A 24,228-nucleotide genomic window follows, 5' to 3' on the forward strand; every position below is an offset into this window, starting at 1 on the left:
GTTCTGTTGTGCCGAACGCCAACCATGACAGCCAGACCCAGCAGACCCCGCAGACCGCTCCGCCGGTGAGCCCTCTCAGTGAGGCGCAACGCCGGGCAGTGAGCGAGCTGCTACGGGTGTCGCCCGTCGCCGACGACCTCGCCCGCCGCTTCCGGGACGCGGGTCACACTCTCGCTCTGGTCGGCGGATCCGTACGGGACGCATTGCTGGGACGGCTCGGCAACGATCTCGACTTTACGACGGATGCCCGCCCCGAGGACGTGCTGAAGATCGTCCGGCCCTGGGCCGACAGCGTGTGGGAGGTCGGCATCGCCTTCGGCACCGTCGGCTGCATCCGCAGGTCCCGGAGCGGTGGCGAGGACCGCGAGTACCAGATCGAGATCACGACGTACCGGTCCGAGGCGTACGACAGGACGTCGCGGAAGCCCGAGGTGTCGTACGGCGACTCGATCGAAGAGGACCTCGTCCGTCGTGACTTCACCGTCAATGCGATGGCTGTTGCTCTGCCGGAGAAAGAGTTCATCGACCCTCACGGCGGCCTCGAGGACCTCGCGGCCCGCGTGCTGCGGACGCCCGGAGCCCCGGAGGACTCTTTCTCGGACGATCCGCTGCGGATGATGCGCGCCGCCCGCTTCGCCGCCCAGCTGGACTTCGTCGTGGCGCCCGAGGTGGTGAGGGCGATGACGGCGATGTCGGACCGTATCGGGATCGTCTCCGCCGAGCGCGTAAGGGACGAGCTGAACAAGCTGATCCTCTCCCCCCACCCGCGCAAGGGTCTGAAGCTGCTCGTCGACACCGGGCTGGCGGACCACTTCCTGCCCGAGCTTCCGGCGCTGAAGCTGGAGCGTGACGAGCACCACCGGCACAAGGACGTCTACGAGCACTCCTTGACCGTTCTGGAGCAGGCCATCGGCCTCGAGGAGGGCGAGCCGGACCTCGTCCTGCGCCTGGCCGCTCTGCTGCACGACATCGGCAAGCCGAAGACGCGGCGCTTCGAGAGCGACGGCCGTGTCTCCTTCCACCATCACGAGGTGGTGGGTGCGAAGCAGTCGAAGTCGAGGATGATCAAACTGAAGTATCCGAACGAGCTCGTGAAGGAGGTCTCCCGTCTTGTGGAGCTGCATCTGCGGTTCCACGGCTACGGGACCGGCGAGTGGACCGACTCCGCGGTCCGCCGGTACGTACGGGACGCCGGACCTCTGCTCGACCGGCTACACAAGCTGACCCGCTCGGACTGCACGACGCGGAACAAGCGCAAGGCCGCGGCCCTCTCCCGGGCGTACGACGGTCTGGAGGAGCGCATCGAGCGGTTGCAGGAACAGGAGGAGCTGGACGCGATCCGGCCCGACCTGGACGGCAACGAGATCATGGAGATTCTCGATGTGAAGCCCGGGCCGGTCGTCGGCAAGGCCTACAAGCATCTGCTGGAGCTGAGGCTGGAGCACGGCCCCATGGGCCGGGACGACGCCGTTGCCGCTCTCAAGGAGTGGTGGAGCGCCGAGCGCTGATGCCGGTCGAGGTCGTGTGTTTCACGTGAAACAGGGGCGTCGTTCCCCACGGCGCCCCTTTCTCGCTCCAGGGCCGCGGAGCGCTCACCGCATCGTGCGCTCAGGTCTCGTTTCACGTGAAACGGCGACCGAGGAGCGCCGGTCGGCGTGACCGTGGTTCATGAGCCGTGTTTCACGTGAAACATGGACTCCCGATTGGGCCGAATGGGTCTGCCGACCGAGACGACGGCCGCGTAGATCACTGCGATGAGGATGACCAGGACCGCCGAGCGGCCGTCAGGGGGCAGCATGAGCGCGGCCACCCCCGCCGCCGCGACGAAGGCGACGTTGAAGAGCATGTCGTAGAGGGAGAAGATGCGGCCGCGGTAGGCGTCATCGACGGACGACTGGATGATGGTGTCCGTCGCGATCTTCGCGCCCTGTGTCGCCAGCGCCAGGACGAAGGCGGCAGCCAGTATCGGTCCCGGCTCGAAGGGGAGGCTCAGTGCGGGTTCGAGAGCGGCGGCCGCGGCCGAGCACGTGACGATCCAGCGCACATGTGCGTCGGGTCCCAGCCAGCTGACGGTGGCGAGCCGTTCGATCGCCCACGGGGTGACCACGGCCGCCGCGAAGAACCCTGCTCCCGAGACCACCACTGCCAGGCCCAGGAGCGCGAGCCCATCCGACTCCGTCTCGGACCACGTGTAGCGGCAGAGCATCAGCACCATCACCGTCAGAGCGCCGTAGCAGAAGCGCATCAGGCTCATTGCGGTCAGGGCACGCGCGGCCAGAGGGCGCCGGCCGAGGTGCTGCAGCCCGAGGGCCAGGCCCTCGGCCGTGCTCCTCAGAGCCTTCCGGAGCCCGGGCTGCACCAACTCCCCATCCGGACCGAGCAGTTCGCGGCCCATCCGCAGCGCAGCGAGTCCGGCGCACAGATACAGTCCGGCCCCCAGCAGTACGGTCACGGCGTCCGACTCCGAGCCGGCGAGCCGTACGGCGAAGGCGAGCCCGCCGCCGGCTGTGGCCGCAAGCGTCCCGGCCGTCGGAGACAGGGAGTTGGCCATGACGAGCCGGTCCCGGTCGACGACGCGGGGCAGTGCGGCGGAGAGTCCGGCGAGAACGAAGCGATTGACGGCTGTCACCGACAGCGCAGAGGCATAGAAGAGCCAGTCGGGTACGGAGGCCACGATCAGGACTGCCGTGCCGGACGCGAGGACGGCCCGGAGTAGATTGCCGTACAGCAGGACCTGGCGGCGCCGCCAGCGGTCCAGGAGAACGCCCGCGAACGGACCGATGAGGGAGTAGGGCAGCAGCAGGACGGCCATCGCCGAGGCGATGGCGGCCGGTGAGGTCTGCCGCTCCGGCGAGAAGACGACGTACGTGGCGAGCGCGACCTGGTACACGCCGTCGGCGAGCTGCGACAGGATGCGGACGGCCAGCAACTGCCGGAAGCCGCGCAGTCCCAGCAGTACGCGCAGATCACGCAGAACAGGCATGCCGCACAGCCTCACACAGCACGCGGACCCCCGGGCGTATTGCCCGGGGGTCCGCGGTCAACGAGCCAATGCTGGCTCGCCGTATGGCCTTTAGCGCTCGACCTCGCCCTTGATGAACTTCTCGACGTTCTCGCGTGCCACGTCGTCGAAGTACTGCACCGGCGGCGACTTCATGAAGTACGAGGACGCCGAGAGGATCGGACCGCCGATGCCGCGGTCCTTGGCGATCTTCGCGGCACGCAGGGCGTCGATGATGACACCGGCCGAGTTGGGGGAGTCCCACACCTCGAGCTTGTACTCCAGGTTCAGCGGAACGTCGCCGAAGGCACGGCCCTCGAGACGGACGTAGGCCCACTTGCGGTCGTCCAGCCAGGCCACGTAGTCGGACGGGCCGATGTGGACGTTGTTCTCGCCCATGTCGCGGTCCGGGATCTGCGAGGTGACGGCCTGCGTCTTGGAGATCTTCTTGGACTCCAGGCGCTCGCGCTCGAGCATGTTCTTGAAGTCCATGTTGCCGCCGACGTTGAGCTGCATCGTGCGGTCCAGGATGACGCCCCGGTCCTCGAACAGCTTGGCCATCACGCGGTGCGTGATCGTGGCGCCGACCTGCGACTTGATGTCGTCACCGACGATCGGCACACCGGCCTCGGTGAACTTGTCCGCCCACTGCTTGGTGCCGGCGATGAAGACCGGCAGAGCGTTGACGAAGGCCACCTTGGCGTCGATCGCGCACTGGGCGTAGAACTTGGCGGCGTCCTCGGAGCCGACCGGCAGGTAGCAGACCAGGACGTCGACCTGCTTGTCCTTGAGGACCTTGACGACGTCGACCGGCTCCTCGTCGGACTGCTCGATGGTCTGGAGGTAGTACTTGCCCAGGCCGTCGAGGGTGTGGCCGCGCTGCACCGTGACGCCGCTGGAGGGCACGTCGCAGATCTTGATGGTGTTGTTCTCGCTGGCACCGATGGCGTCCGCGAGGTCGAGGCCGACCTTCTTCGCGTCCACATCGAAGGCGGCCACGAACTCGACGTCACGCACGTGGTACTCGCCGAACTGCACGTGCATCAGACCGGGCACGCGGCTGTCCGGGTCGGCGTCCTTGTAGTACTCGACGCCCTGCACCAGCGAGGCGGCGCAGTTGCCCACGCCGACGATGGCTACACGAACCGAACCCATTCCGGTTGCTCCCTGTGTTTCTCGACGAAGCCCTGCGGGATGCAGGACTCAATTGGCGGTGTCGTCGGACGGATCCGGCCGGGCGCTACCCCGGTCCCGGGGCAGGCCGCCCGTGCTCCCTGACTGGTCCTGAGATTCCGGGGTGGACCGTTGATGATCACGCCCCGCGCGCTCGCTCTCGATGAGCTCGTTGAGCCAGCGGACCTCGCGCTCCACCGACTCCAAACCGTGTCGCTGCAGCTCGAGGGTGTAGTCGTCCAAGCGCTCGCGGGTACGGGCCAGGGACGCGCGCATCTTCTCGAGGCGCTCCTCGAGCCTGCTGCGGCGCCCTTCCAGCACCCGCATCCGTACGTCGCGTGACGTCTGTCCGAAGAAAGCGAAGCGGACGCCGAAGTGCTCGTCCTCGTACGCGTCGGGACCGGTCTGGGCGAGCAGCTCTTCGAAGCGCTCCTTCCCCTCTGCCGTCAGCCGGTAGACGATCTTGGCCCGGCGGCCGGCGAGAGAAGCAGCAAGCGCGTCCTCCGGTGCACTGCCCGGCTCCTCGATCAACCATCCCTGGCCGACCAGAGTCTTCAGGCAGGGGTAGAGGCTGCCGTAACTGAACGCCCGGAAGACGCCCAGTGAAGTGTTGAGCCGCTTTCGCAGCTCGTAGCCGTGCATAGGGGACTCCCGGAGCAGGCCCAGAACGGCGAATTCGAGGATGCCGGAGCGCCTGCTCATCCTTCGCCTCCTGTGGTCCTGCTGTCCCTATGACGCTGTGATGTATCGAAACGATACATCCAGACGATAGAACGCTCCCCCGGCTGCGACAAGTGGGGAAGCCGTGAACGGCGTCACATCACTGATTCGTAGGAATCAACTTGCCTGATTTGGGGTGAACATGGGCCCTGGGTGGGTTTTGGACGTGCGTAGTCTGTGCGCCATGCAGACCACCGGGAACCACGGAGCACCGCGAAGCGTCCTCGTCCTTGGTGCAGTGCGGTCGCTGACCGGAATGTCGGCGTCCGTGCGCCGGGGGAATCGGAAGTCATCTGTCGCTTTCAGGCGATAGCGCCTGCCCGAGGAGTCACAGTTCCATGAGCGAGCACCGTCGCAAGCCGCCGCAGTCGCATGGCGGTGGACGCGCCGCGGCCCGGCGCGGGGCCGGGCAGCCTCCGTCCGGCCGCCGAGCCGCACCTCAGCGCGGCGCCAACCGGTCCGGCGCGGGCCCGGTCGGCGATACGCATTCCTACGGCGGGCGCGCGGAGGCCCGGCGTGCCGCCCAGAGAACCGGCGGCGGCAGGCGTCGGGCCGCGGACGGCGCGGCCGCCGAGGCGGGCGGACGGGCAGCCGCACGCCGAGCAATGGCCCGCGAGCCGCAGACGAAGCGTTTCATCGACTACCCGCGCGCCGGGAAGACCGGGATGCGGCGCTGGGTGCCGTCCTGGAAGCTCATCGCCGGCTCGGCCTTCGGCTTCTTCGCGCTGATCATCGGCGCTGCCGGTCTGGCCCTGGCCTTCGTGGTCAAGGTGCCCGACCCCAGTCAGGCGGCAACGTCCGAGAGCAACGTCTACTACTGGTCCGACGGCTCCCAGATGGCCGCCACCGGTGGCGACGTCAACCGCCAGATCGTCCCGATCACCTCGATCCCCAAGTCGATGCAGAACGCGGTGATCTCCGCCGAGAACGCCACGTTCTATGAAGACTCCGGTGTGAGTCCCATCGGTATCGCGCGCGCCGTGTTCAACATGGCCCGGGGCGGCGACACCCAGAGCGGTTCCACGATCACGCAGCAGTACGTGAAGAACGCCATGCTCTCCCAGGAGCAGACGCTCACGCGCAAGGTCAAGGAACTCTTCATCTCCATCAAGGCGGACTCGGATCTCACCAAGGACCAGATCCTCAAGGGCTACCTGAACACCGCCTACTACGGCCGCGGCGCCTACGGCATCCAGGCGGCCGCGCAGGCGTACTACAACAAGGACTGCGACGATCTGACCGCCAGCGAGAGCGCCTTCCTCTCGGCTGTCCTCAATGGCCCGAACTTCTACGACCCGGCGGGCGGCATCGGCGACAACGCCACCAAGGCGCTCAACACCCAGCGCGCCGAGGAGCGGTGGGCCTGGACGCTCGGACGTGAGGTCCAGGTCAAGAGGATGAGCGCCGCCGAGCGCAGCCGCATCCTCGCCGACGGCTTCCCGACGCCGAAGGACCCGAAGCTGGCCAAGGGCCTGTCCGGCCAGAACGGGTACCTGGTCGAGACGGCGCAGAAGTACGTCGTCAAGCAGACGAACCTCAGCCCGGACGACCTGTCCAAGGGCGGCTACCAGATCCACACGACCTTCGACAAGAAGAAGACCGAGCTGCTCGAGAAGTCGGTCAACGCCTCACGCAAGACCTACCTCGACAACAAGAAGCGCGCGCGGGACAAGTTCGTGCAGTTCGGCGGGGCGTCGGTCGATCCCAACAACGGCAAGATCGTCGCGCTCTACGGCGGCGAGGGGTACGACGAGAACCACTTCAGCAACAACGCGGACAGCTCCGGTGTCCCGGTGGGCTCGACCTGGAAGCCGTATGTGCTGGCCGCGGCGATGAAGTACGGCAAATACGACAGCGACGGTCAGGGCATCCCGGCCACGAGCAAGTACAACGGCAACGACCGGCTCGTCATCAAGGACCGCAACGGCGATGCCATCCCCGGCCCGGACGGCCAGCCCTTCCGCCAGAAGAACGAGAGCGAGCGGCCCTGGGGCTACATCTCGCTCAACAAGGCGATGGAGCAGTCCGTCAACGCCCCGTTCGCGCAGCTCGGCGTGGACGTCGGCCTGGGCAACGTCAAGCAGGTCGCCATGGACACCGGCATCCTCGAGGCGAGCATGGACAAGCTGAACGTGTCCTACTCGCTCGGTACGTCCACCCCCAGCGCGATCCGCATGGCCGACTCCTACGGCACCTTCGCCACCTCCGGCAAGCACATCGAGCCGTACTCGGTGACCAAGGTGGAGAAGGAGGGTCAGGAGCTCGAAGGATTCGACGCGCCCAAGCCGAAGCAGGCTCTCGAGAACAACATCGCGAACAACGTGACCAAGGTTCTGGAGAACGTCATCGAGAACGGCACCGCGCAGAAGGCCAAGGCGCTCGGGCGCTCCGCGGCCGGCAAGACCGGTACCACCGATGAGAACAAGTCGGCGTGGTTCGTGGGCTACACCAAGCAGCTCTCGACCTCGGTCGCCATGTTCCGCAACGATCCGGAGAGCAAGAAGCTGCTCTCCATGAACGGCACGGGTGGCTTCGACTCCATCCACGGTGGTGCCATCCCGACCGAGATCTGGACCGACTACATGAAGGCGGCGCTCAAGGGCAAGGAGAACCTTCCCTTCCCGGAGCCGGAGCCCATCGGTCCGGCGGTCGACCAGGCCGGCGCCCCGTCGCCGACCCCGACGCCGTCGGACACGCCCACGGCCTCTCCGTCCGAGGAGCCCACGGAGTCGCCCAGCGGGACGCCGTCGACGTCGCCGAGCCCTTCGGACAGCTGCAGCGTCTTCGACCCGGCGTGCCAGCCCAACGGCGGCAACAACAACAACGGCGGGAACGGCAACAACGGAGGCAACGACGGCGGGCCCTCGGGCACGCCGACGCCACCGTCCGGTGGGAACGACAGCGGCGGAATCTTCGGCGGCCCGACAGGTACGCGCCGGGAGTGACCGCCGCGGCCGACCGCCGTACGACATCGCCCCCGCCCGGTCCGACCGGGCGGGGGCTTCGTCGTCGGCGCGCGTGCGGCAATATGTGGCGCATGACGAGCGTGCACGAGGACCGGCGCCGGCAGCCCGTACGGCCCACAGCGGAGGATCCGGTGGCCGCTGCCGGAAGCGAGCTGATCGGCGGCCCTGCCGGGCGGCGGATGCTGCCGGGCACCGGCTGGTGGACACCGGTACGGGTCATCGCGCTCATCGCGATCGGCATGTTCGCGCTGGGCATGGTGCAGAAGCTGCCCTGCTACAACGGCGGCTGGTTCTTCGGCGCCACCAGCCAGTACACCCACGCCTGCTACTCCGACATCCCGCACCTCTACAACGCCCGCGGGTTCGCCTCCGGCCTGACCCCGTACCTCGACCGGCTGCCGGGGGACATGGAGTACCTGGAGTACCCGGTCCTGACCGGGTTCTTCATGGAGGTGGCCTCATGGCTCACGCCCGGAGGCGGGTCCATCGTGGACCGCGAGCAGATCTACTGGCTGGTCAATGCGGGCATGCTGATGGCCTGCGCCGCGGTGATCGCCGTCTGCGTGGCCCGTACGCACCGCAGGCGCCCCTGGGATGCCCTGCTCGTCGCCCTGGCGCCCTCTTTCGCGCTGACCGCCACGATCAACTGGGACCTCTTCGCGGTCGCCCTCGCCGCCGCCGCGATGCTGATGTGGTCCCGTAGCCGGCCGCTGGCCGCCGGGATCCTGATCGGGCTGGCGACGGCCGCCAAGCTGTATCCGGTACTGCTGCTCGGGCCGCTGCTCGTGCTGTGCCTGCGTGCGGGGCGCCTGCGCGCGTGGGGCACGGCTGCGGTCGGCGCGGCCGGCGCGTGGCTGGTCGTCAACCTGCCGGTGATGGCGATCGCGCCCGAGGGGTGGCAGAAGTTCTACACCTTCAGCCAGGAGCGGCCGGTCGACTTCGGCTCGTTCTGGTTGATCATCTCCCAGCGCACGGGGAGCCCGCTGGACGGCGCGAACACCTGGGCGACGGCGCTCACCCTGTTGCTGTGCGCCGCCATCGGCGCCCTCGCGCTGTACGCCCCGCGGCGCCCCCGCTTCGCGCAGCTCGCCTTCCTGGTCGTCGCGGTCTTCATTCTCCTCAACAAGGTCTACTCACCGCAGTACGTGCTGTGGCTCATCCCCCTGGCGGCGCTGGCCCGGCCGCGGTGGCGCGACTTCCTGATCTGGCAGACCTGCGAGGTCCTCTACTTCACCGGGATCTGGATGTACCTGGCGTACACCTCCAGCGGTGACAAGCACCACGGACTGCCCTTGGAGGGCTACCAGTTCGCGGTCCTGCTGCACCTGCTGGGGACGCTGTACCTGTGCCTCGTGGTGATCCGGGACGTGCTGATGCCCGAGCGGGACCCCGTACGCCGTGACGGCTCCGACGACCCCTCGGGCGGTGTGCTCGACGGGGCGCCGGACGCCGTGGTCCTCGGCCACCGCCGGCACGCGCGGCACGCGGCGCACCACGAGGGCACGCACGTGCAGTGGGGCACGGCGCAGCGAGGCGGCTCGGTCTGAGCGCGGGCCCCGCTGCGTGCGGGGCGGCCGGGAGCCCAGCATGCCGGGGAACCGCCTCAGCGGTCCCTGAACGGCCCCAGCGGGTCGGCGTACGGCCTCGGGGTCGATGAACGGGCCGAGGGCTGCACGGCCTCGGTTGCATGGCGCCGGAGGAACGGCCTCAGTGGTCCACGACCCGGTCGAACTGCGTCGTGGTGTGCCGCAGGTGTGCCACCAGTTCCTCGCCGACCTTGGGCTCGGGCGCCTCGAGCGGCACGAACAGCAGGGAGACCTGCATGTGCGGCGGTTCCGCGAACCATCGTTGCTTGCCCGCCCACATGAACGGCGAGAGATTGCGGTTGACGGTCGCCAGACCGGCCCGGGCCACACCCTTGGCACGCGGCATCACACCATGGAGCGCCTTGGGGGCCTCCAGGCCCACGCCGTGGGAGGTGCCCCCGGCGACGACGACGAGGTAGCCGTCGGCGGCGGCCTTCTGCTGGCGATAGCCGAAGCGGTCGCCCTTGACGACCCGGATGACGTCCAGGACGGCTCCGCGGTATGCGGTGGCATCGTGGTCGCCCAGCCAGAGGCGGGTGCCGATACGGGCCCGGAAGCGGGTCTGCGGGAACTGCTGCTGGAGGCGGGCGAGTTCGTCGGCGGCCAGATGGCTGACGTACATGGTGTGCAGCGGCAGCCGGGCGGTGCGCAGCCGGTCCATCCAGCCGATGACCTCCTCGACGGCGTCGGAGCCGTCGGTGCGGTCCAGGGGCAGGTGGATGGCGAAGCCCTCCAGCCGTACGTCCTCGATCGCGGCGTGCAGCATCGGGAGGTCCTGCTCGCTGACCCCGTGCCGCTTCATGCTGCTCATGACCTCGATGACGACGCGCGCCCCGACGAGGCCGTGGACGCCCTCGACGGAGGAGACCGAGCGGATGACGCGGTCGGGCAGCGGGACGGGCTCCTCGCCGCGCCGAAAGGGTGTGAGGACGAGCACGTCGCCGCTGAAGTAGTCCTTCATGCGGGCGGCTTCGTAGGTGGTGCCGACGGCGATCATGTCGGAGCCGAACCGGCCGACCTCGTCGGCCAGGCGCTCGTGACCGAAGCCGTAGCCGTTGCCCTTGCAGACCGGGACGATGCCGGGGAACTGCTGGATCACCTTCTGCTGATGCGCCCGCCAGCGTGCGGTGTCGACGTAGAGGGTGAGCGCCATAGCCGGTACGGAACCTCTCTCGTGGCTGCGGTGTATAGAAGATATGAAGCGGAGAGCGTGGGGGATGGTTGCCTCGGCGGCGGTGCTGCCGGGCGGGCCGGCAGCGAGGTCGTCGGGGTCAGTGGGATCAGCGGCGGGACATGTAGATGTCGAGCGCCTTGTGCAGCAGCTTATTGAGCGGGAAGTCCCATTCACCGAGGTATTCGGCCGCCTCGCCGCCGGTGCCGACCTTGAACTGGATCAGCCCGAAGAGGTGGTCGCTCTCGTCGAGGGAGTCGCTGATGCCGCGCAGGTCGTAGACGGTGGCCCCGAGTGCGTAGGCGTCGCGCAGCATCCGCCACTGCATGGCGTTGGAGGGCCGGACCTCGCGCTTGTGGTTGGCGGAGGCTCCGTAGGAGTACCAGACGTGGCCGCCCACGATCAGCATGGTCGCGGCTGCGACGGCCTCGCCCTCGTGCGTGGCGAAGTAGAGCCGCATCCGGTTGGGGTCCTCGGAGTTGAGGGCCGTCCACATGCGCTGGAAGTAGCCGAGGGGGCGGGGGCGGAAGTGGTCGCGCTCAGCGGTGATCTCGTAGAGGCGCTGCCACTCGGGGAGGTCGTCGTAACCGCCCTGGACGACCTCGACGCCCGCCTTCTCGGCCTTCTTGATGTTGCGGCGCCAGAGCTGGTTGAAGCTCTTGAGGACATCTTCCAGGGAGCGGTTCTCCAGCGGGACCTGGAAGACGTACCGGGGCTGGACGTCACCGAATCCGGCGCCGCCGTCCTCGCCCTGCTGCCAGCCCATGCGGCGCAGCCGGTCGGAGACCTCGAAGGCGCGCGGTTCGATGAACGTCGCCTCGACGTCGCGCAGTCGCTTCACATCAGGGTCCTGGATCCCCGACTTGACCGCCGCGGCGTCCCAGCGGCGGATGACGACCGGGGGGCCCATCTTCACGGAGAAGGCACCCTGCTGCTTCAGGTGCGCGAGCATCGGCTGGAGCCAGTCCTCGAGGTTCGGCGAGAACCAGTTGATCACCGGGCCCTCGGGCAGATAGGCGAGGTACCGCTTGATCTTGGGGAGCTGCCGGTAGAGGACCAGCCCGGCGCCGACGAGCTGGCCGGACTGGTCGAACCAACCGAGGCTCTCCGAGCGCCACTCAGCCTTCACGTCGGCCCATGCCGGGACCTGCATGTGGCTGGCCGAGGGCAGGCTCTGGATGTACGCCAGATGCTGCTCGCGGCTGATGGTCCTCAGGGTCAGGCTCATGCGGGGCGCTCCTCGGCAGGTGTGTCCCCAGGGTCGGGGCTCCGGCTCTCGCCGGGAAGCCTACTGCGCCAGGGCCTGTGCCCCCCTGGGGACGGTCCAGCAGTCCGGGTGCCGTCCCCCGATGGATCGGACTGCTCCCCGCTGTTCCTGCCGGCCGTACTAGCCGAACAACCCGCCCCGGGACATGCCCAGGTAGAAGCCGACCGCGGCAGCGCCGAGGCCGATGATGAGCAGGAAGCGCTCGCTCGTGGTCGCAGAGATCATCTGGCCCCATGCGCCGGTGAGCACCCCGACCAGACCGGTCCAGGACGCGATCATGTGGAGGCTGCTGAACTGCGCGGTGACAAACGCCACCACGCCCAGCACCAGCGTCGCCGCTACGAGGGTGTTCTCGACGGGGTGGGCCTTGCCGTCGCTGTTGAGCACCGAACTGACTGCGGATAGGGGGCCGTGGTGTTGACGAACTGGCTGCGCCATGGGGCACCTCCTGGCGAAGGGCGGCGCACTGTAGCGCCGCACACACCCGATGTGTACAGATTGCGGCCACCCCAGGCCGGATTTCAACCGGAAGGCTCGGTGCAGGTACTGTGTACCGTCTGCACAGGTGTCTGTCCTGGCCGCCGGAGGTCCCCTACACGGGACGGACCGCGCTGTCAGTGGCAGCCGATACCGTGCTACGCATTACGACCCTCCTGCCACGGAAAGACCGTGGCCGCTGAGTCCAGAGGAGGTGGGTTCCACATGCGTCACTACGAGGTGATGGTCATCCTCGACCCCGATCTCGAGGAGCGCGCTGTCTCCCCGCTGATCGAGAACTTCCTTTCCGTGGTCCGTGAGGCCAACGGAAAGGTGGAGAAGGTCGACACCTGGGGCCGTCGTCGTCTCTCGTACGAGATCAACAAGAAGCCCGAGGGCATCTACTCGGTCATCGACCTGCAGGCCGAGCCTGCGGCCGTCAAGGAGCTCGACCGTCAGATGAACCTGAACGAGTCGGTCCTCCGGACCAAGGTCCTCCGCCCCGACACCCACTGAGCAGAAGCTCAGCGTCAGTCGGGTTCGAGTAGCACAGCAGCCAGCAACACCCGCCGAGAGGTTCACCCATGGCAGGCGAGACCGTCATCACCGTCGTCGGCAATCTCGTCGACGACCCAGAGCTGCGCTTCACCCCGTCCGGTGCGGCGGTCGCGAAGTTTCGCGTCGCGTCCACTCCCCGCACCTTCGACCGCCAGACCAACGAGTGGAAGGACGGCGAGAGCCTCTTCCTCACGTGCTCGGTGTGGCGTCAGGCGGCGGAGAACGTCGCCGAGTCCCTCACACGAGGTACTCGCGTGATCGTGCAGGGCCGCCTCAAGCAGCGGTCGTACGAGGACCGCGAGGGCGTCAAGCGCACGGTCTATGAGCTCGATGTCGACGAGGTCGGCGCCAGCCTGCGCAACGCCACGGCCAAGGTCACCAAGACCACCGGCCGCGGCGGACAGGGCGGCGGCTTCGGCGGCGGTAGCGGTGGCGGTGGCGGCCAGGGTGGCGGCGGCTGGGGCGGCGGCCCCGGTGGCGGCCAGCAGGGCGGCGGCGGGGCTCCCGCCGACGACCCCTGGGCGACCAGCGCACCGGCCGGCGGCCAGCAGGGCGGCGGCGGTGGCGGCTGGGGCGGTAGCCCCGGTGGCTCCGGCGGCTCCGGTGGCGGCTACTCGGACGAGCCGCCCTTCTAGGCCCGTGCGGCCTGGTCAGGGCGACCAGCACAAACTTCTTGATCACACTGGAGAGAGACAATGGCGAAGCCGCCTGCTCGCAAGCCGAAGAAGAAGGTTTGCGTGTTCTGCAAGGAGAAGATCTCCTACGTCGACTACAAGGACACGAACCTGCTGCGGAAGTTCATTTCCGACCGCGGCAAGATCCGTGCCCGCCGGGTGACCGGCAACTGCACCCAGCACCAGCGTGACGTCGCCACGGCCGTGAAGAACAGCCGTGAGATGGCGTTGCTGCCCTACACCTCGACTGTTCGCTAAGGGAGGGTGACCGAATCATGAAGATCATCCTCACTCACGAGGTCTCCGGCCTCGGTGCCGCCGGCGACGTCGTGGACGTCAAGGACGGCTACGCTCGCAACTACCTGGTCCCGCGCGGGTTCGCGCTCCGCTGGACCAAGGGTGGCGAGAAGGACGTCGAGCAGATCCGCCGCGGTCGCAAGATCCGCGAGATCGCCACGATCGAGCAGGCCAACGCGGTCAAGGCGCAGCTCGAGGCCGTGAAGGTCCGCCTGGCCACCCGCTCGGGTGAGGCCGGTCGTCTCTTCGGCTCCGTCACCCCGGCCGACATCGCTTCGGCGATCAAGGACGCGGGTGGTCCGGACGTGGACAAGCGTCGCATCGAGGTCGGTTCGCCGATCAAGACCCTGGGCGCGCACCAGGTGTCGGTGCGTCTGCACGCAGACGTCTCCGCGACGGTCCCGGTCGAGGTCGTCACGGCGTAACCGCTGCGTTCGGTACAACGCGACGAAGGGCCGCACCCGTTGGGTGCGGCCCTTCGTTTGTGGTCCAGGGCGGAGGGTGGCGTCGAGCCGGACCGCGGTCGCTGCGCCGTACGCCACGCCGCCACGGTGCGCGGCGCACACCGCTGAAGCCGGTGCCGGTAGGTCGACCGGCCGATTGACCGGCACCCGACCGGCCTGGGACGAGCCGCTGGGACTCCCGGTCGCTGTCGCCCTCTTCGAACCGTGCTCTTCGGTCCCTTATGGTGCGGCCCTTCCAGCAGCACGGTCACGGAAGGCTTGGCATGGCGCTCCGCCGGGGCCGGTCATGCGTGGCTGGTCCGTGCCCCGTGCCCCGTGCCCCGTGCCCCGTGCTCCGTGCTCCGTGCTCCGTGCTCCGTGCTCCGTGCTCCGTGCTCCGTGCTCCGTGCTCCCTGCGCGGCTGCTCCGGGCGGTCCGAGTCGTTCTCCCGTCGGCCCGGACCTACGAGCACCTGAGCCGATAGGGGCCAACGCGGGCCAACGCGGGCCAACGCGGGCCAACGCGCGCAATGCGCCAACGCACCGTGGAATGCGCCCTGTTCAGGGTGCCCGGTTCAGGGCTGCCCCGCCCGGCGGCAGACGGGGCCGCCCTGCCCGCCCGGCTGGGCGAAGTGCTGCCGTCCCCCGGGCGGGGGCCTTGGAGCCTCAGCCGCGGACGGCGCCCGTGACGAGCCAGCGGCCCGAACGGGTACGGAAGGCCAGGGTGAGCATCCGGACGAGCATCATCAGGCCCATCACCCACCACAGCGCGGTCAGGCCACCCCCCAGGCTCGGCACGGCGAGCGCCACCGGAGCGAAGACAACCAGGGTCACGATCATCGCCCAGGCGAGGTACGGCCCGTCGCCCGCGCCCATGAGCACCCCGTCGAGGACGAAGACCACACCGGAGACGGGCTGGGTGACAGCGACGACCAGCAGGGCGGGCAGCAGGAGTTCGTGCACGGCGGAGTCGCTGGTGAACACCGGCAGCAGCAACGGCCTGCCCGCGGCGACCAGAAGGCCGAGGATGACGCCCGACCAGATGCCCCACCACACCATGCGGCGGCAGACCGCCTTCGCCCCCGCCACGTCCCCCGCGCCCAAGTAGCGGCCGATGATGGCCTGTCCGGCGATGGCGATGGCGTCCAGCGCGAAGGCGAGCAGCGACCAGAGGGTGAGGATGATCTGGTGTGCGGCGATGTCGGCGTCACCGAGCCGGGTCGCGACCGCGGTGGCGATCATCAGGATCGCGCGCAGCGAGAGCGTACGGACCAGCAGCGGAGCTCCGGCCTGCGCCGAAGCCCGTATCCCCGCGGCGTCGGGGCGCAGCGAGGCGCCGTGCCGCCGGGCACCGCGCACGACGACGGCAAGGTAGGCCGCGGCCATGGCCCATTGGGCGATGACCGTGCCCCACGCGGAGCCGGCGATGCCGAGTCCGGCGCCGTAGACCAGGAGGGCGTTGAGGGCGGCGTTCGCGGTGAAGCCGCCGAGGGCGACGTACAGCGGGGTGCGGGTGTCCTGCAGGCCGCGCAGGACGCCGGTGGCCGCGAGCACCATGAGCATCGCGGGGATGCCGAGCGCGCTGATGCGCAGATAGGTGACCGCGTGCGGTGCCGCGGTGCTGGAGGCGCCGAAGAGGTCGACCAGTGCCGGTGCTGTGGGGAGGGCCGCGGCGACGAGGACGGCACCGAGGAGCAGGGCGAGCCAGATCCCGTCCATGCCCTGCCGGATCGCGGAGGGGAGGTCGCCCGCGCCGACGCGCCGTGCCACGGCGGCCGTTGTGGCGTAGGCGAGGAAGACGAACACGTTCACGGCGGTCAGCAGCAGCGCGGCGGCGATGCCCAGACCTGCGAGCTGCGGGGTGCCGAGGTGCCCGACGATGGCGCTGTCGACCATGACGAAGAGCGGTTCCGCCACGAGGGCCCCGAAGGCGGGCAGGGCGAGGGAGACGATCTCGCGGTCGTGGCGGCGCGGGCTGCGCTTCTCGGTCGAGGGAGCCAAGGTCATGGGCGTCAATGTAATCTTCCACAGGTAAGAGATGCAATCGGCTGGCACTCCTTACCTGAGTTCATCTGTGCCGATCTTGTGTGCGCCGTTTGTCGCGATCTTGCCCCGCTCGGGAAAGTTTTTCTTCTGCACAGCCAGTGGACGGTAAAACCGCAGCTCAGGGCAGTAGGTGAAAGGTGATCGTGTCTTTGTCCACAGCGTCGTCCCCCGTGCTGTGCACAGGATCGGCGGCCTTCTCCACAGGATGGGCCCCGTCGTCCACATGGCCTGTGGATAACCATCTTGGCTGACGGTGGCGACAGCCCTACCGTAGTGCGGCGCCCGCCGCCTGTTCCGGCCTCGTAGTGCCCGTCCGGGGGCTTTCTCCGGACCCTCGGACCGTGGAGCCGTAACCGGAGCCGGGCCATCTTGTTTGTCAGAGGCGTGCCCTAAGAAAAGAGGCACGACGTTCAGGGGTGCACGGGGGCGGAACGACCCGCGTCGCGTACGGGAGGAGGTGTCGGGGTGAGCCAGCAGGAGACGGAAGACCCATGGGCGGCTGACATGGGACCCAGCGACCGCCTCCCCGCCTCCCGTTCACGCGGCGACGAGCGCGGCGGCCGATCCGGCGAGCGGCACGACCGCGGTTCCGACGGATGGTCGGGTGGAGGCGGCGGCACGACCTTCGAGCGCGTGCCGCCCCAGGACCTCGACGCCGAGCAGTCGGTGCTCGGCGGCATGCTCCTCTCCAAGGACGCCATCGCCGATGTGGTCGAGGTCCTCAAGGGCAGCGACTTCTACCGCCCGGCGCACGAGACGATCTACCAGGCGATCCTCGACCTCTACGCCAAGGGCGAGCCTGCCGACCCGATCACCCTTGCCGCCGAGCTGACCAAGCGCGGCGAGATCGCCCGCGTCGGGGGGGCCTCGTACCTCCACACGCTGGTCCAGTCGGTCCCCACCGCCGCCAACGCCGAGTACTACGCCGAGATCGTCCATGAGCGCGCGGTGCTGCGCCGCCTCGTGGAGGCGGGCACCCGTATTACACAGATGGGGTATGCGGCCGACGGCGACGTCGATGACATCGTCAACACGGCCCAGGCCGAGATCTACGCCGTCACCGAGCAGCGCACCAGCGAGGACTACCTCCCGCTCGGCGACATCATGGAAGGCGCTCTCGACGAGATCGAGGCCATCGGCTCGCGCAGCGGCCAGATGTCCGGTGTGCCGACGGGGTTCACCGATCTGGATTCGCTGACGAACGGTCTGCATCCCGGCCAGATGATCGTCATCGCGGCCCGCCCCGCGATGGGTAAGTCGACGCTGGCGCTGGACTTCGCGCGGTCGTGCTCGATCAAGGCCAATCTGCCCAGCGTGATCTTCTCCCTCGAAATGGGGCGCAACGAGATCGCGATGCGCCTGCTGTCCGCCGAAGCACGCGTAGCCCTGCACCACATGCGCTCGGGCAGCATGACCGACGAGGACTGGACCCGGCTCGCCCGCCGTATGCCGGACGTGTCCCAGGCGCCGCTCTACATCGACGATTCGCCGAACCTGTCGATGATGGAGATCCGCGCCAAGTGCCGCCGTCTGAAGCAGCGCAACGATCTGCAGCTGGTGATCATCGACTATCTGCAGCTCATGCAGTCGGGCAACTCCCGCCGTCCCGAGAGCCGCCAGCAGGAGGTCTCGGACATGTCCCGTAACCTCAAGCTGCTCGCCAAGGAGCTCGAGGTTCCGGTCATCGCGCTCTCGCAGCTCAACCGTGGCCCGGAGCAGCGGACGGACAAGAAGCCGATGGTGTCGGACCTGCGTGAGTCGGGTTCGATCGAGCAGGACGCCGACATGGTCATCCTGCTGCACCGCGAGGACGCGTACGAGAAGGAGTCGCCGCGCGCGGGTGAGGCCGACCTGATCGTCGCGAAGCACCGCAACGGCCCGACGGCCACGATCACCGTCGCGTTCCAGGGCCACTACTCGCGCTTCGTCGACATGGCCCAGACCTGAGGGACGTGACGTCGAGGGGCTGGCTCCGTTCAGGGGGACGCGGTCGTTCGCTGGCAGCGGGCAGCGGGCAGCGGGCAGCGGGCAGCGGGCAGCGGGCAGCGGGCAGCGGGCAGCGGGCAGCGGGCAGCGGGCAGCGGAGTCTGCCTGTCCCGACTGCTCGGCCTCATCCCGCCAAGCCACTCCCTCGACCACCTCCGGACCACCTCCGGACCACCTCCGGACCAGTTATGGACCACTCAACCCTGGGCACTTTGGCTCTGTGGGCAGGGCCGTGACCGCGGCAGGGTGAGGGGATCTGACGTCTGCGGAGGTTCCCGTGAGTATCGCGTTCCTGCTGACCACCCTGGTCGTGGTCATCACTCCCGGCACCGGTGTGGTGTACACCCTCGCCGCCGGGCTGTCCCACGGCCGGCGCGCGAGTGCGGTCGCCGCTCTCGGCTGCACCCTCGGCATCGTTCCCCATCTGGCCGCGGCGGTGACCGGGCTCTCCGCACTGCTGCGCACCAGTGACCTGGCCTACGACATCGTGAAGTACCTCGGCGCCGGATACCTGCTGTACATGGCATGGGCGACGCTGCGCGACAAGGAGGCGTTGGCGGTCGCCGCCGAGGAAGGGCCACGCTCCCCGGTCCGCGTGATCACTTCCGGGGTCCTGGTCAACGTCCTCAACCCGAAGCTCACGATGTTCTTCGTCGCGTTCCTCCCGCAGTTCGTCCCCACAGGCCAGTCGGGTTCCTCCGCGGCGATGCTCCGGCTGGGCGCGGTCTTCATGGCGCTGACCCTCGTCGTCTTCGTCGGGTACGGGTGGTGCGCCGCCGCTGTGCGCGACCGTGTGCTGGCCCGGCCGCGGGTGATGACCGTCATGCGCCGGGTGTTCGCTGCCGGGTTCGTGGGCCTGGGTGTGCGGCTGGCGGTGGCGTGAGCATGCGATTTCGGCACGCGGACGTCATCTGGTCCGATCACCCCGAGCTCTCCGCCGGCGTGCTCGTTGCCGACGTCGATGTGCTCCGCGCCGACGTCGACGCATCCGCCGGTGTCAGCTCCCGCGTCGACGCCTACACCGCACGCGCCACGGCCCGGCTCGGCGGCGCCACCGAGAGCGATCTGCCCGAAGTGCAGGCCTGGCGGAGGGCCTTCGCCCGGATGGGCTTGAAGCCGACGCAGTACCGGTGCGCCGCGGAGGCGCTGCTGCGTCGGTTGCGCAGGGAGGGATCACTGCCGCGCATCCATCCGGTGGTCGACCTGTGCAACGCGATCTCGGCCGCGTACGCCGTCCCGGTCGCGGTTCTCGACGCCGACCGGGTCGCCGGCCCGTCGCTCGAAGTGCGCTACGCCCGCGGCGACGAGGACTACGTGCCTTTCGGCGGCGGCAGCGAGCACCCCGCACCCGGCGAGGTGATCTTCGCCGACACCGCCGGACAGGCGCACGCGCGGCGCTGGACCAACCGGCAGAGCGCACACTCCGCCGTTGCCACCCGCACTCGCCGGGTCCTCGTGGTGGCCGAGGCCATGCACCACGGCGGGGCGGAGGTGGTGCGGGAACTGCTGACGAGCGTCTCGGACGAACTGGCCGCACATGGGGTTACCGCCCCCGAGGCAGCCGTCCTCACCCGGTCCGCACCGGAGTTCGTGCTCCACGCCCCGTCCGCTTCCGGAGCGCCGGCGCCGTAGCGTCGCGTGACACCATGGGCCCGGTGAGCAGGGAAGCACGGGCGGGAGGCGGCGGAGCCGCGGCGTACGGCTCGGACTTCCTGCAGCTCGACGCCGCCGATGTGCCCGCTGCCGGCAAGGCGGACTGGCTTGCCGGGCGACTGCGGCAGGCGATGGCGGACGGCCGGCTGCCGGTCGGCAGCAGGATGCCTCCCACTCGCGTACTCGCCGCCGAACTGCGCGTGTCCCGCGGGGTGATCACCGAGGCGTACCGGCGACTGACCGAGGACGGTCATGTCGAGGGGCACGGACGTGGTGGCACGGTGGTGGTCGCGGTGCCCCTCGGGCCACCCGCCGCTCCTGCCGCATCCGAGCCATCGCCCGGCCCGGCCGCGCATGCCCGCCAACGGACCGTGCCCGGTGTGCTGTTCACGGGCGAACCCGACGACGGCGTCTTCGACGCGCTGCGATCCGCCCGCGCCCGCGTCGACCTCACTCCCGGACAGCCCGATCTCGCGGCCTTCCCCCGCGCGGCCTGGCTCCGTGCCGAGCGGGCCGTCCTCACCGAGATGTCCGCCGAGCAACTCGGCTACGGCGACCCGCGCGGCGCCGCACCCCTGCGCCGCGCCGTCGCCGACTGGCTGGCACGCAGTCGCGGTATCCGGGTGGAGGCGGACGAGGTGCTGGTGGTCGCCGGTATCGCGCAGGCGCTCACCCTGGTCCACCCCGTTCTGCGGGCGGACGGCATCGACACCGTCGCGGTCGAGGAACCCGGGTCGTTCGGCACCCGCCGGCACCTGCAGCACGGAGGGCTGGTGACTCCGCCGGTACCGGTGGACGACGACGGCGTACGGGTCGACGCACTGCGTGCCACCGGCGCCCGCGCTGTGCTGCTCACGCCGGCCCATCAGTTCCCCACGGGTGTGGTGACGAGCGGCGAGCGCCGTCGTGAACTCCTGCGCTGGGTGGCGGACGGCGGGTTGATCGTGGAGGACGACTACGACGCGGAGCATCGTTACGACCGGCCGCCCGTCCCCGCCCTGCGCGCGCTGCTCGCCGACCGCGTGTGTTACATGGGCAGCGTCTCCAAGCTGCTCGCGCCCGCACTGCGCATCGGCTGGGTGGTACCACCGCCCGCCTACCGCGATGCGCTGACCGATGCCAAGCGCTTCACCGATCTGGGCAACGCTGTGCTGCCGCAGTTGGTCCTCGCCCGGCTGATGGAGTCGGGCGACCTGGAGAGGCATCTACGGATGCTGCGGGGCCGCCATCGCCGGCGCCGTGACGCGATGATCCGAGCGATCGCCGAGCATGTGCCCGGTGCTGTGGTGCACGGTGCGGCGGCCGGCCTGCACTTGACCGTCACGTACAGGCAGGACGTGCCCGACACCGACCTCGCCGCCGCGGCGCTGGCGCGCGGCGTCAAGTGCCAGCCGCTGTCGTGGCACCGGCAACTGCCCGGTCCGGCCGGCCTCGTGCTCGGGTACGCGGCCTGCCCGCCCGGCGTCGTCGCCGAAGGCGTGGCGGCGCTGGGCGAGGCGCTGCGCGAGCTGGCCTGAGGCCCGCGCCGCGTTCGGCAGCGCGGAAGACCTGCCGCTTGGGAGCTCCGTACGGCACCTGGTTCGGCGCCACGCTCCACCGGCCCTACGCGCGGGCGTAGTCGGGGAGCGCCGGTTCGAGCGGGCCGAACGCGAGGGTGGCTTCGTCCTCCGGGACCTCTGCGATCTCGTCGTCGGTGCCTCGACACCGTCTTCGATCCTGTCCTCGCCCCCGTCCGCGACCGCGCCTTCCACTGTATTCCGGCCTCCTTACGGGAGCGGATCCGGAACGTGCTGAGGGTCTCGTCCACACCGTGCACAGATACGTTTCACCGCTGTGTCACCGGGGTGTCGGGTCGGTAATCCGGAGCACGGACCGGAAGCGGAACCTGAATCGGAATCAGAAGACGTGTACGAACACCCGATGCCCCCCTCAGATACCGGACATGACGACGCATCGGTAACAGGGGGCTTGCGCCGACCCCTGCCGATCGTGCAAGGATCCTCCCGTCATCCGGAACGAGTGGTTTCCGTAAGGGAAGGTCCCACCCCGTGTCTGCATCGTTCGCCCTGCCTGGAGCTGTGCGCCTGCCGCGCACGGCGATGGCGCGGCGTGCGCTGCTCGTGACCCTCTTCCTCGGGGGTCTGATGGGGCTGGCCTTCCTCTTCGGAGGCAGCGCGCACGCCGCGGAGTCCGACGGTTCGCCGGGCGCCGAGAAGCTGCTCGCACCCGCCTCCGAGATGCACGAGAAGGCGAAGAAGCACTTCTCCGAGGCTGCCGAGCGCGAAGCGGAGAAGTCCGCGGAGCGCCGGGAGGCCGTGAAGGACGCCGTCGCCGAGACGGTGCGCCCGATCACCGACCGGACGGAGCGCATCACCCGCCCCGTCCGTGACCTCGTCGAGGACACCACCGACGCCGCCGGTCTTCCGGTCGACCTCCCCGAGAACGACCGGGGTGGCGACAGCGGGCCGGGTACCGGACGCCAGACCGGGCACGCCCCGGCCGGCCAGGACGGCACCACCGGCGCCGGAACCCACACCTCCGGCACCGGGCTCACCGGTCCCACCGCTGTGTCCGGCAACGGCACCGGTGCGACGGAGCAGGCCCGTACGGGTGGGGACGAGAACCGGGGCGGGCTGCCGATGCAGCTGCCCTCGGCGCCCGCTCCCGTCGGCGGGCAGGCGTCCCAGCACGCCGGAGACGGCAACGGTCCCCGTGGTGGGGACGCGAACGCCGCCACCGCGTCCGGCGCCCCGCGCATCGGCCTCGTGGCCGGCGCGATCCGCGCGGCGAGCACGACGCCGACGCGCGACCGATCCTCCGAAATTCTCGAATTCCCGGGCTAGGGCAGGCCGTTCCCCCGCTATAGGACCTGCCGCGCGGGGGCGGAACAGGTCTGCCCATCCCTGAAGCCCGTGAGTCCGAGTTCGAAGGATCCCCCCTCATGCGTAAGAACATCCGCCGTTCCATCCTTGTCGCCGCTGCCGCCTCCGGTCTGTGGGCCCTCGGTACCGCCGCCGCCTCCGCGGCCGAGCTGCCCGAGGTTCCCGACACCGGCTCCGTCACCGACACGGTGAAGAGCACCACGTCCGGCCTGACCGGCGACGCCACCGGCACCGTGACGAAGAAGCTGCCCGCGGGTGACGCGGCCGGCACCGCCCAGGAGACCGTCCGGGGCACCACCGACAAGGTCACCGGCACGCTGCGCGGCGGCCTGCCCTCCGCCGACGGCGTGACCGGCACGGTCCAGGAGACGCTGGGCACCGTCACCGGTGGCGGCCTCGGCGACGTCGCGGACCACCAGCAGGTCACGGACAAGGTTTCCAAGGAGGCCCGCAAGGCGACCAAGGGCAAGCTGCCCGCCGCCGGCGACGTGACCGGCAAGCTGCCCGCCGCCCCGGCCGTCCCCGCGGTTCCCGCCGTGCCCGCGGTTCCCGCCGTCCCGGCTGTTCCGGTCACCCCGGAGCTGCCCGAGGGTCTGCCCACCACCCCGGCCGTGCCCTCCGCCCCCAACACCGATGACCTGCTCAGCGGTCTCGCCGCCGCGGGCGTGCGCCCCGAGCAGCTCACCGCCACCGCCCAGGGCGCCGTGGCCACGGTCCGCCCGTCCGTGGACCAGGTCGCCACCGACGTGCTGCCCCCCGTCGCCCACAAGATCGTCATCAAGGTCGTTCCGGTCGCCGCGGAGGCCGTCGGCGGTGTCGGCGAGCTGGCGGGCAACGCCACGGGCCGCACGGTGCCGTTCGCCCAGGGTGTCACCGGTGACGTGACCCCGCTGGCGCAGGGCATCGCGGGCGACGTGACCCCCTTCGCCCAGAGCGTTGTGGCCGATGTGACCCCGTTCGCGCAGGGTGTCGCCGGTGACGTGACCCCGTTCGCCCAGGGTGTCGTGGCCGACGTGAGCCCGTACGCGCAGGGCCTGGTCATCACCATCGCCACCGACGCGCAGGGTGTCGCGGGCAACGCCGCCTCCGGTGTTCAGACCCTGGCCCCGACCGCCGTTCCGGCCGACCTGACCGACGCCGCCAACATCCCGGCCCTGCCGGCCTTCGGTGCGGTCCCGGCCGTCCCGGCCGTGCCTGCCACCCCCGGTGTTCCGGCGGACCTGCCCTCGTTCGCCGCCGTTCCGGCCGCGCCCTCCCTCGGCGGCTTCACTGCCTGAGCGCGACTGACGCCTCAGAGGTTCCTTCCGGCGGAGGACCACGCACAGCACT

General features: G+C 69.6%; 20 protein-coding genes. 13 read left to right on the top strand and 7 right to left on the bottom strand.

Annotated features, from left to right (window positions below; genetic code table 11):
- Positions 1–8: 8 nt before the first annotated feature.
- Positions 9–1,508, top strand: a complete 1,500-nt coding sequence (locus tag ACGFNH_RS24085) for a CCA tRNA nucleotidyltransferase (protein WP_393656946.1) — start codon at positions 9–11, stop codon at positions 1,506–1,508.
- 158 nt (positions 1,509–1,666) lie between these two features.
- On the opposite strand, the gene ACGFNH_RS24090 is transcribed toward ACGFNH_RS24085, so the two are convergent.
- The 3 genes from ACGFNH_RS24090 to ACGFNH_RS24100 all read right to left on the bottom strand — a co-directional run bounded on the left by ACGFNH_RS24090 (position 1,667) and on the right by ACGFNH_RS24100 (position 4,876).
- Positions 1,667–2,983 carry an MFS transporter gene (locus ACGFNH_RS24090; RefSeq protein WP_393656948.1) on the bottom strand — a complete coding sequence of 439 codons (1,317 nt, stop codon included), beginning with the start codon at positions 2,981–2,983 and terminating at the stop codon, positions 1,667–1,669.
- Between the two features lie 90 nt (positions 2,984–3,073).
- A complete protein-coding gene (locus ACGFNH_RS24095) occupies positions 3,074–4,156 on the bottom strand; it encodes an inositol-3-phosphate synthase (RefSeq protein WP_393656950.1) in 1,083 nt (360 codons plus the stop codon).
- Positions 4,157–4,204: 48 nt separating this feature from the next.
- On the bottom strand, positions 4,205–4,876 hold the full coding sequence (locus tag ACGFNH_RS24100; protein WP_393656952.1) for a helix-turn-helix transcriptional regulator: 672 nt from the start codon (positions 4,874–4,876) through the stop codon (positions 4,205–4,207).
- A 356-nt stretch (positions 4,877–5,232) separates the two neighbouring features.
- Here ACGFNH_RS24100 and ACGFNH_RS24105 point away from each other — a divergent pair, with 356 nt between their 5' ends.
- Entirely contained in the window at positions 5,233–7,839 is a 2,607-nt protein-coding gene (locus tag ACGFNH_RS24105) for a transglycosylase domain-containing protein (protein WP_393656953.1), read from the top strand.
- 92 nt (positions 7,840–7,931) lie between these two features.
- Positions 7,932–9,407 (top strand): glycosyltransferase family 87 protein, encoded by a 1,476-nt coding sequence (locus tag ACGFNH_RS24110; protein WP_393656955.1) that lies wholly within the window; start codon positions 7,932–7,934, stop codon positions 9,405–9,407.
- A gap of 160 nt (positions 9,408–9,567) precedes the next feature.
- Here the strand turns inward: ACGFNH_RS24110 and ACGFNH_RS24115 are convergent, their stop codons facing one another.
- From ACGFNH_RS24115 to ACGFNH_RS24125, 3 genes are all read right to left on the bottom strand, one after another.
- On the bottom strand, positions 9,568–10,599 hold the full coding sequence (locus tag ACGFNH_RS24115; RefSeq protein ID WP_393656957.1) for an alanine racemase: 1,032 nt from the start codon (positions 10,597–10,599) through the stop codon (positions 9,568–9,570).
- 127 nt (positions 10,600–10,726) lie between these two features.
- Positions 10,727–11,845, bottom strand: a complete 1,119-nt coding sequence (locus ACGFNH_RS24120) for a lipid II:glycine glycyltransferase FemX (protein WP_393656959.1) — start codon at positions 11,843–11,845, stop codon at positions 10,727–10,729.
- 159 nt (positions 11,846–12,004) lie between these two features.
- Entirely contained in the window at positions 12,005–12,322 is a 318-nt protein-coding gene (locus ACGFNH_RS24125; protein ID WP_393656961.1) for a hypothetical protein, read from the bottom strand.
- 264 nt (positions 12,323–12,586) lie between these two features.
- Between ACGFNH_RS24125 and rpsF the strand changes: the two genes are divergently transcribed.
- The 4 genes from rpsF (at position 12,587) to rplI (ending at position 14,315) form a co-directional block, all read left to right on the top strand.
- Entirely contained in the window at positions 12,587–12,877 is a 291-nt protein-coding gene (gene rpsF / locus ACGFNH_RS24130) for a 30S ribosomal protein S6 (RefSeq protein ID WP_360848225.1), read from the top strand.
- Positions 12,878–12,945: 68 nt separating this feature from the next.
- Positions 12,946–13,554, top strand: coding sequence for a single-stranded DNA-binding protein (locus tag ACGFNH_RS24135; RefSeq protein ID WP_393656963.1), 609 nt, complete (start codon positions 12,946–12,948; stop codon positions 13,552–13,554).
- 60 nt (positions 13,555–13,614) lie between these two features.
- Positions 13,615–13,851, top strand: coding sequence for a 30S ribosomal protein S18 (gene rpsR, locus ACGFNH_RS24140; protein WP_055472526.1), 237 nt, complete (start codon positions 13,615–13,617; stop codon positions 13,849–13,851).
- A gap of 17 nt (positions 13,852–13,868) precedes the next feature.
- Positions 13,869–14,315: a 50S ribosomal protein L9 gene (gene rplI / locus ACGFNH_RS24145; RefSeq protein WP_393656965.1), complete on the top strand. Its 447-nt coding sequence runs from the start codon at positions 13,869–13,871 to the stop codon at positions 14,313–14,315.
- A gap of 683 nt (positions 14,316–14,998) precedes the next feature.
- Here the strand turns inward: rplI and ACGFNH_RS24150 are convergent.
- Entirely contained in the window at positions 14,999–16,339 is a 1,341-nt protein-coding gene (locus ACGFNH_RS24150; RefSeq protein WP_393656966.1) for an MATE family efflux transporter, read from the bottom strand.
- Positions 16,340–16,882: 543 nt separating this feature from the next.
- On the opposite strand from ACGFNH_RS24150, the gene dnaB reads away from it, so the two are divergent.
- The 6 genes from dnaB (at position 16,883) to ACGFNH_RS24180 (ending at position 24,176) form a co-directional block, all read left to right on the top strand.
- Positions 16,883–18,325, top strand: a complete 1,443-nt coding sequence (gene dnaB / locus ACGFNH_RS24155; protein WP_393657563.1) for a replicative DNA helicase — start codon at positions 16,883–16,885, stop codon at positions 18,323–18,325.
- Between the two features lie 316 nt (positions 18,326–18,641).
- Positions 18,642–19,247, top strand: a complete 606-nt coding sequence (locus ACGFNH_RS24160) for a LysE family translocator (RefSeq protein ID WP_393656967.1) — start codon at positions 18,642–18,644, stop codon at positions 19,245–19,247.
- A gap of 2 nt (positions 19,248–19,249) precedes the next feature.
- Positions 19,250–19,996 carry a B3/4 domain-containing protein gene (locus tag ACGFNH_RS24165; protein ID WP_393656968.1) on the top strand — a complete coding sequence of 249 codons (747 nt, stop codon included), beginning with the start codon at positions 19,250–19,252 and terminating at the stop codon, positions 19,994–19,996.
- 14 nt (positions 19,997–20,010) lie between these two features.
- Entirely contained in the window at positions 20,011–21,534 is a 1,524-nt protein-coding gene (locus ACGFNH_RS24170) for a PLP-dependent aminotransferase family protein (RefSeq protein WP_393656969.1), read from the top strand.
- Positions 21,535–22,065: 531 nt separating this feature from the next.
- Entirely contained in the window at positions 22,066–22,860 is a 795-nt protein-coding gene (locus ACGFNH_RS24175; protein ID WP_393656970.1) for a hypothetical protein, read from the top strand.
- A gap of 98 nt (positions 22,861–22,958) precedes the next feature.
- Positions 22,959–24,176 (top strand): hypothetical protein, encoded by a 1,218-nt coding sequence (locus ACGFNH_RS24180; RefSeq protein ID WP_393656971.1) that lies wholly within the window; start codon positions 22,959–22,961, stop codon positions 24,174–24,176.
- The last annotated feature ends 52 nt before the right edge of the window (positions 24,177–24,228 follow it).

Origin of the sequence: Streptomyces sp. NPDC048639 (assembly GCF_043199075.1) — a bacterium.
In the GTDB taxonomy this organism is placed as follows: domain Bacteria; phylum Actinomycetota; class Actinomycetes; order Streptomycetales; family Streptomycetaceae; genus Streptomyces.

Coding starts and splice junctions, on each gene's coding strand:
- ACGFNH_RS24090 (WP_393656948.1), bottom strand. CDS start 2,983: ATGCCTGTTCTGCGTGATCTGCGCGTACTGCTGGGACTGCGCGGCTTC.
- ACGFNH_RS24095 (WP_393656950.1), bottom strand. CDS start 4,156: ATGGGTTCGGTTCGTGTAGCCATCGTCGGCGTGGGCAACTGCGCCGCC.
- ACGFNH_RS24100 (WP_393656952.1), bottom strand. CDS start 4,876: ATGAGCAGGCGCTCCGGCATCCTCGAATTCGCCGTTCTGGGCCTGCTC.
- ACGFNH_RS24105 (WP_393656953.1), top strand. CDS start 5,233: ATGAGCGAGCACCGTCGCAAGCCGCCGCAGTCGCATGGCGGTGGACGC.
- ACGFNH_RS24110 (WP_393656955.1), top strand. CDS start 7,932: ATGACGAGCGTGCACGAGGACCGGCGCCGGCAGCCCGTACGGCCCACA.
- ACGFNH_RS24115 (WP_393656957.1), bottom strand. CDS start 10,599: ATGGCGCTCACCCTCTACGTCGACACCGCACGCTGGCGGGCGCATCAG.
- ACGFNH_RS24120 (WP_393656959.1), bottom strand. CDS start 11,845: ATGAGCCTGACCCTGAGGACCATCAGCCGCGAGCAGCATCTGGCGTAC.
- ACGFNH_RS24125 (WP_393656961.1), bottom strand. CDS start 12,322: ATGGCGCAGCCAGTTCGTCAACACCACGGCCCCCTATCCGCAGTCAGT.
- rpsF (WP_360848225.1), top strand. CDS start 12,587: ATGCGTCACTACGAGGTGATGGTCATCCTCGACCCCGATCTCGAGGAG.
- ACGFNH_RS24135 (WP_393656963.1), top strand. CDS start 12,946: ATGGCAGGCGAGACCGTCATCACCGTCGTCGGCAATCTCGTCGACGAC.
- rpsR (WP_055472526.1), top strand. CDS start 13,615: ATGGCGAAGCCGCCTGCTCGCAAGCCGAAGAAGAAGGTTTGCGTGTTC.
- rplI (WP_393656965.1), top strand. CDS start 13,869: ATGAAGATCATCCTCACTCACGAGGTCTCCGGCCTCGGTGCCGCCGGC.
- ACGFNH_RS24150 (WP_393656966.1), bottom strand. CDS start 16,339: ATGACCTTGGCTCCCTCGACCGAGAAGCGCAGCCCGCGCCGCCACGAC.
- dnaB (WP_393657563.1), top strand. CDS start 16,883: ATGGGACCCAGCGACCGCCTCCCCGCCTCCCGTTCACGCGGCGACGAG.
- ACGFNH_RS24165 (WP_393656968.1), top strand. CDS start 19,250: ATGCGATTTCGGCACGCGGACGTCATCTGGTCCGATCACCCCGAGCTC.
- ACGFNH_RS24170 (WP_393656969.1), top strand. CDS start 20,011: ATGGGCCCGGTGAGCAGGGAAGCACGGGCGGGAGGCGGCGGAGCCGCG.
- ACGFNH_RS24180 (WP_393656971.1), top strand. CDS start 22,959: ATGCGTAAGAACATCCGCCGTTCCATCCTTGTCGCCGCTGCCGCCTCC.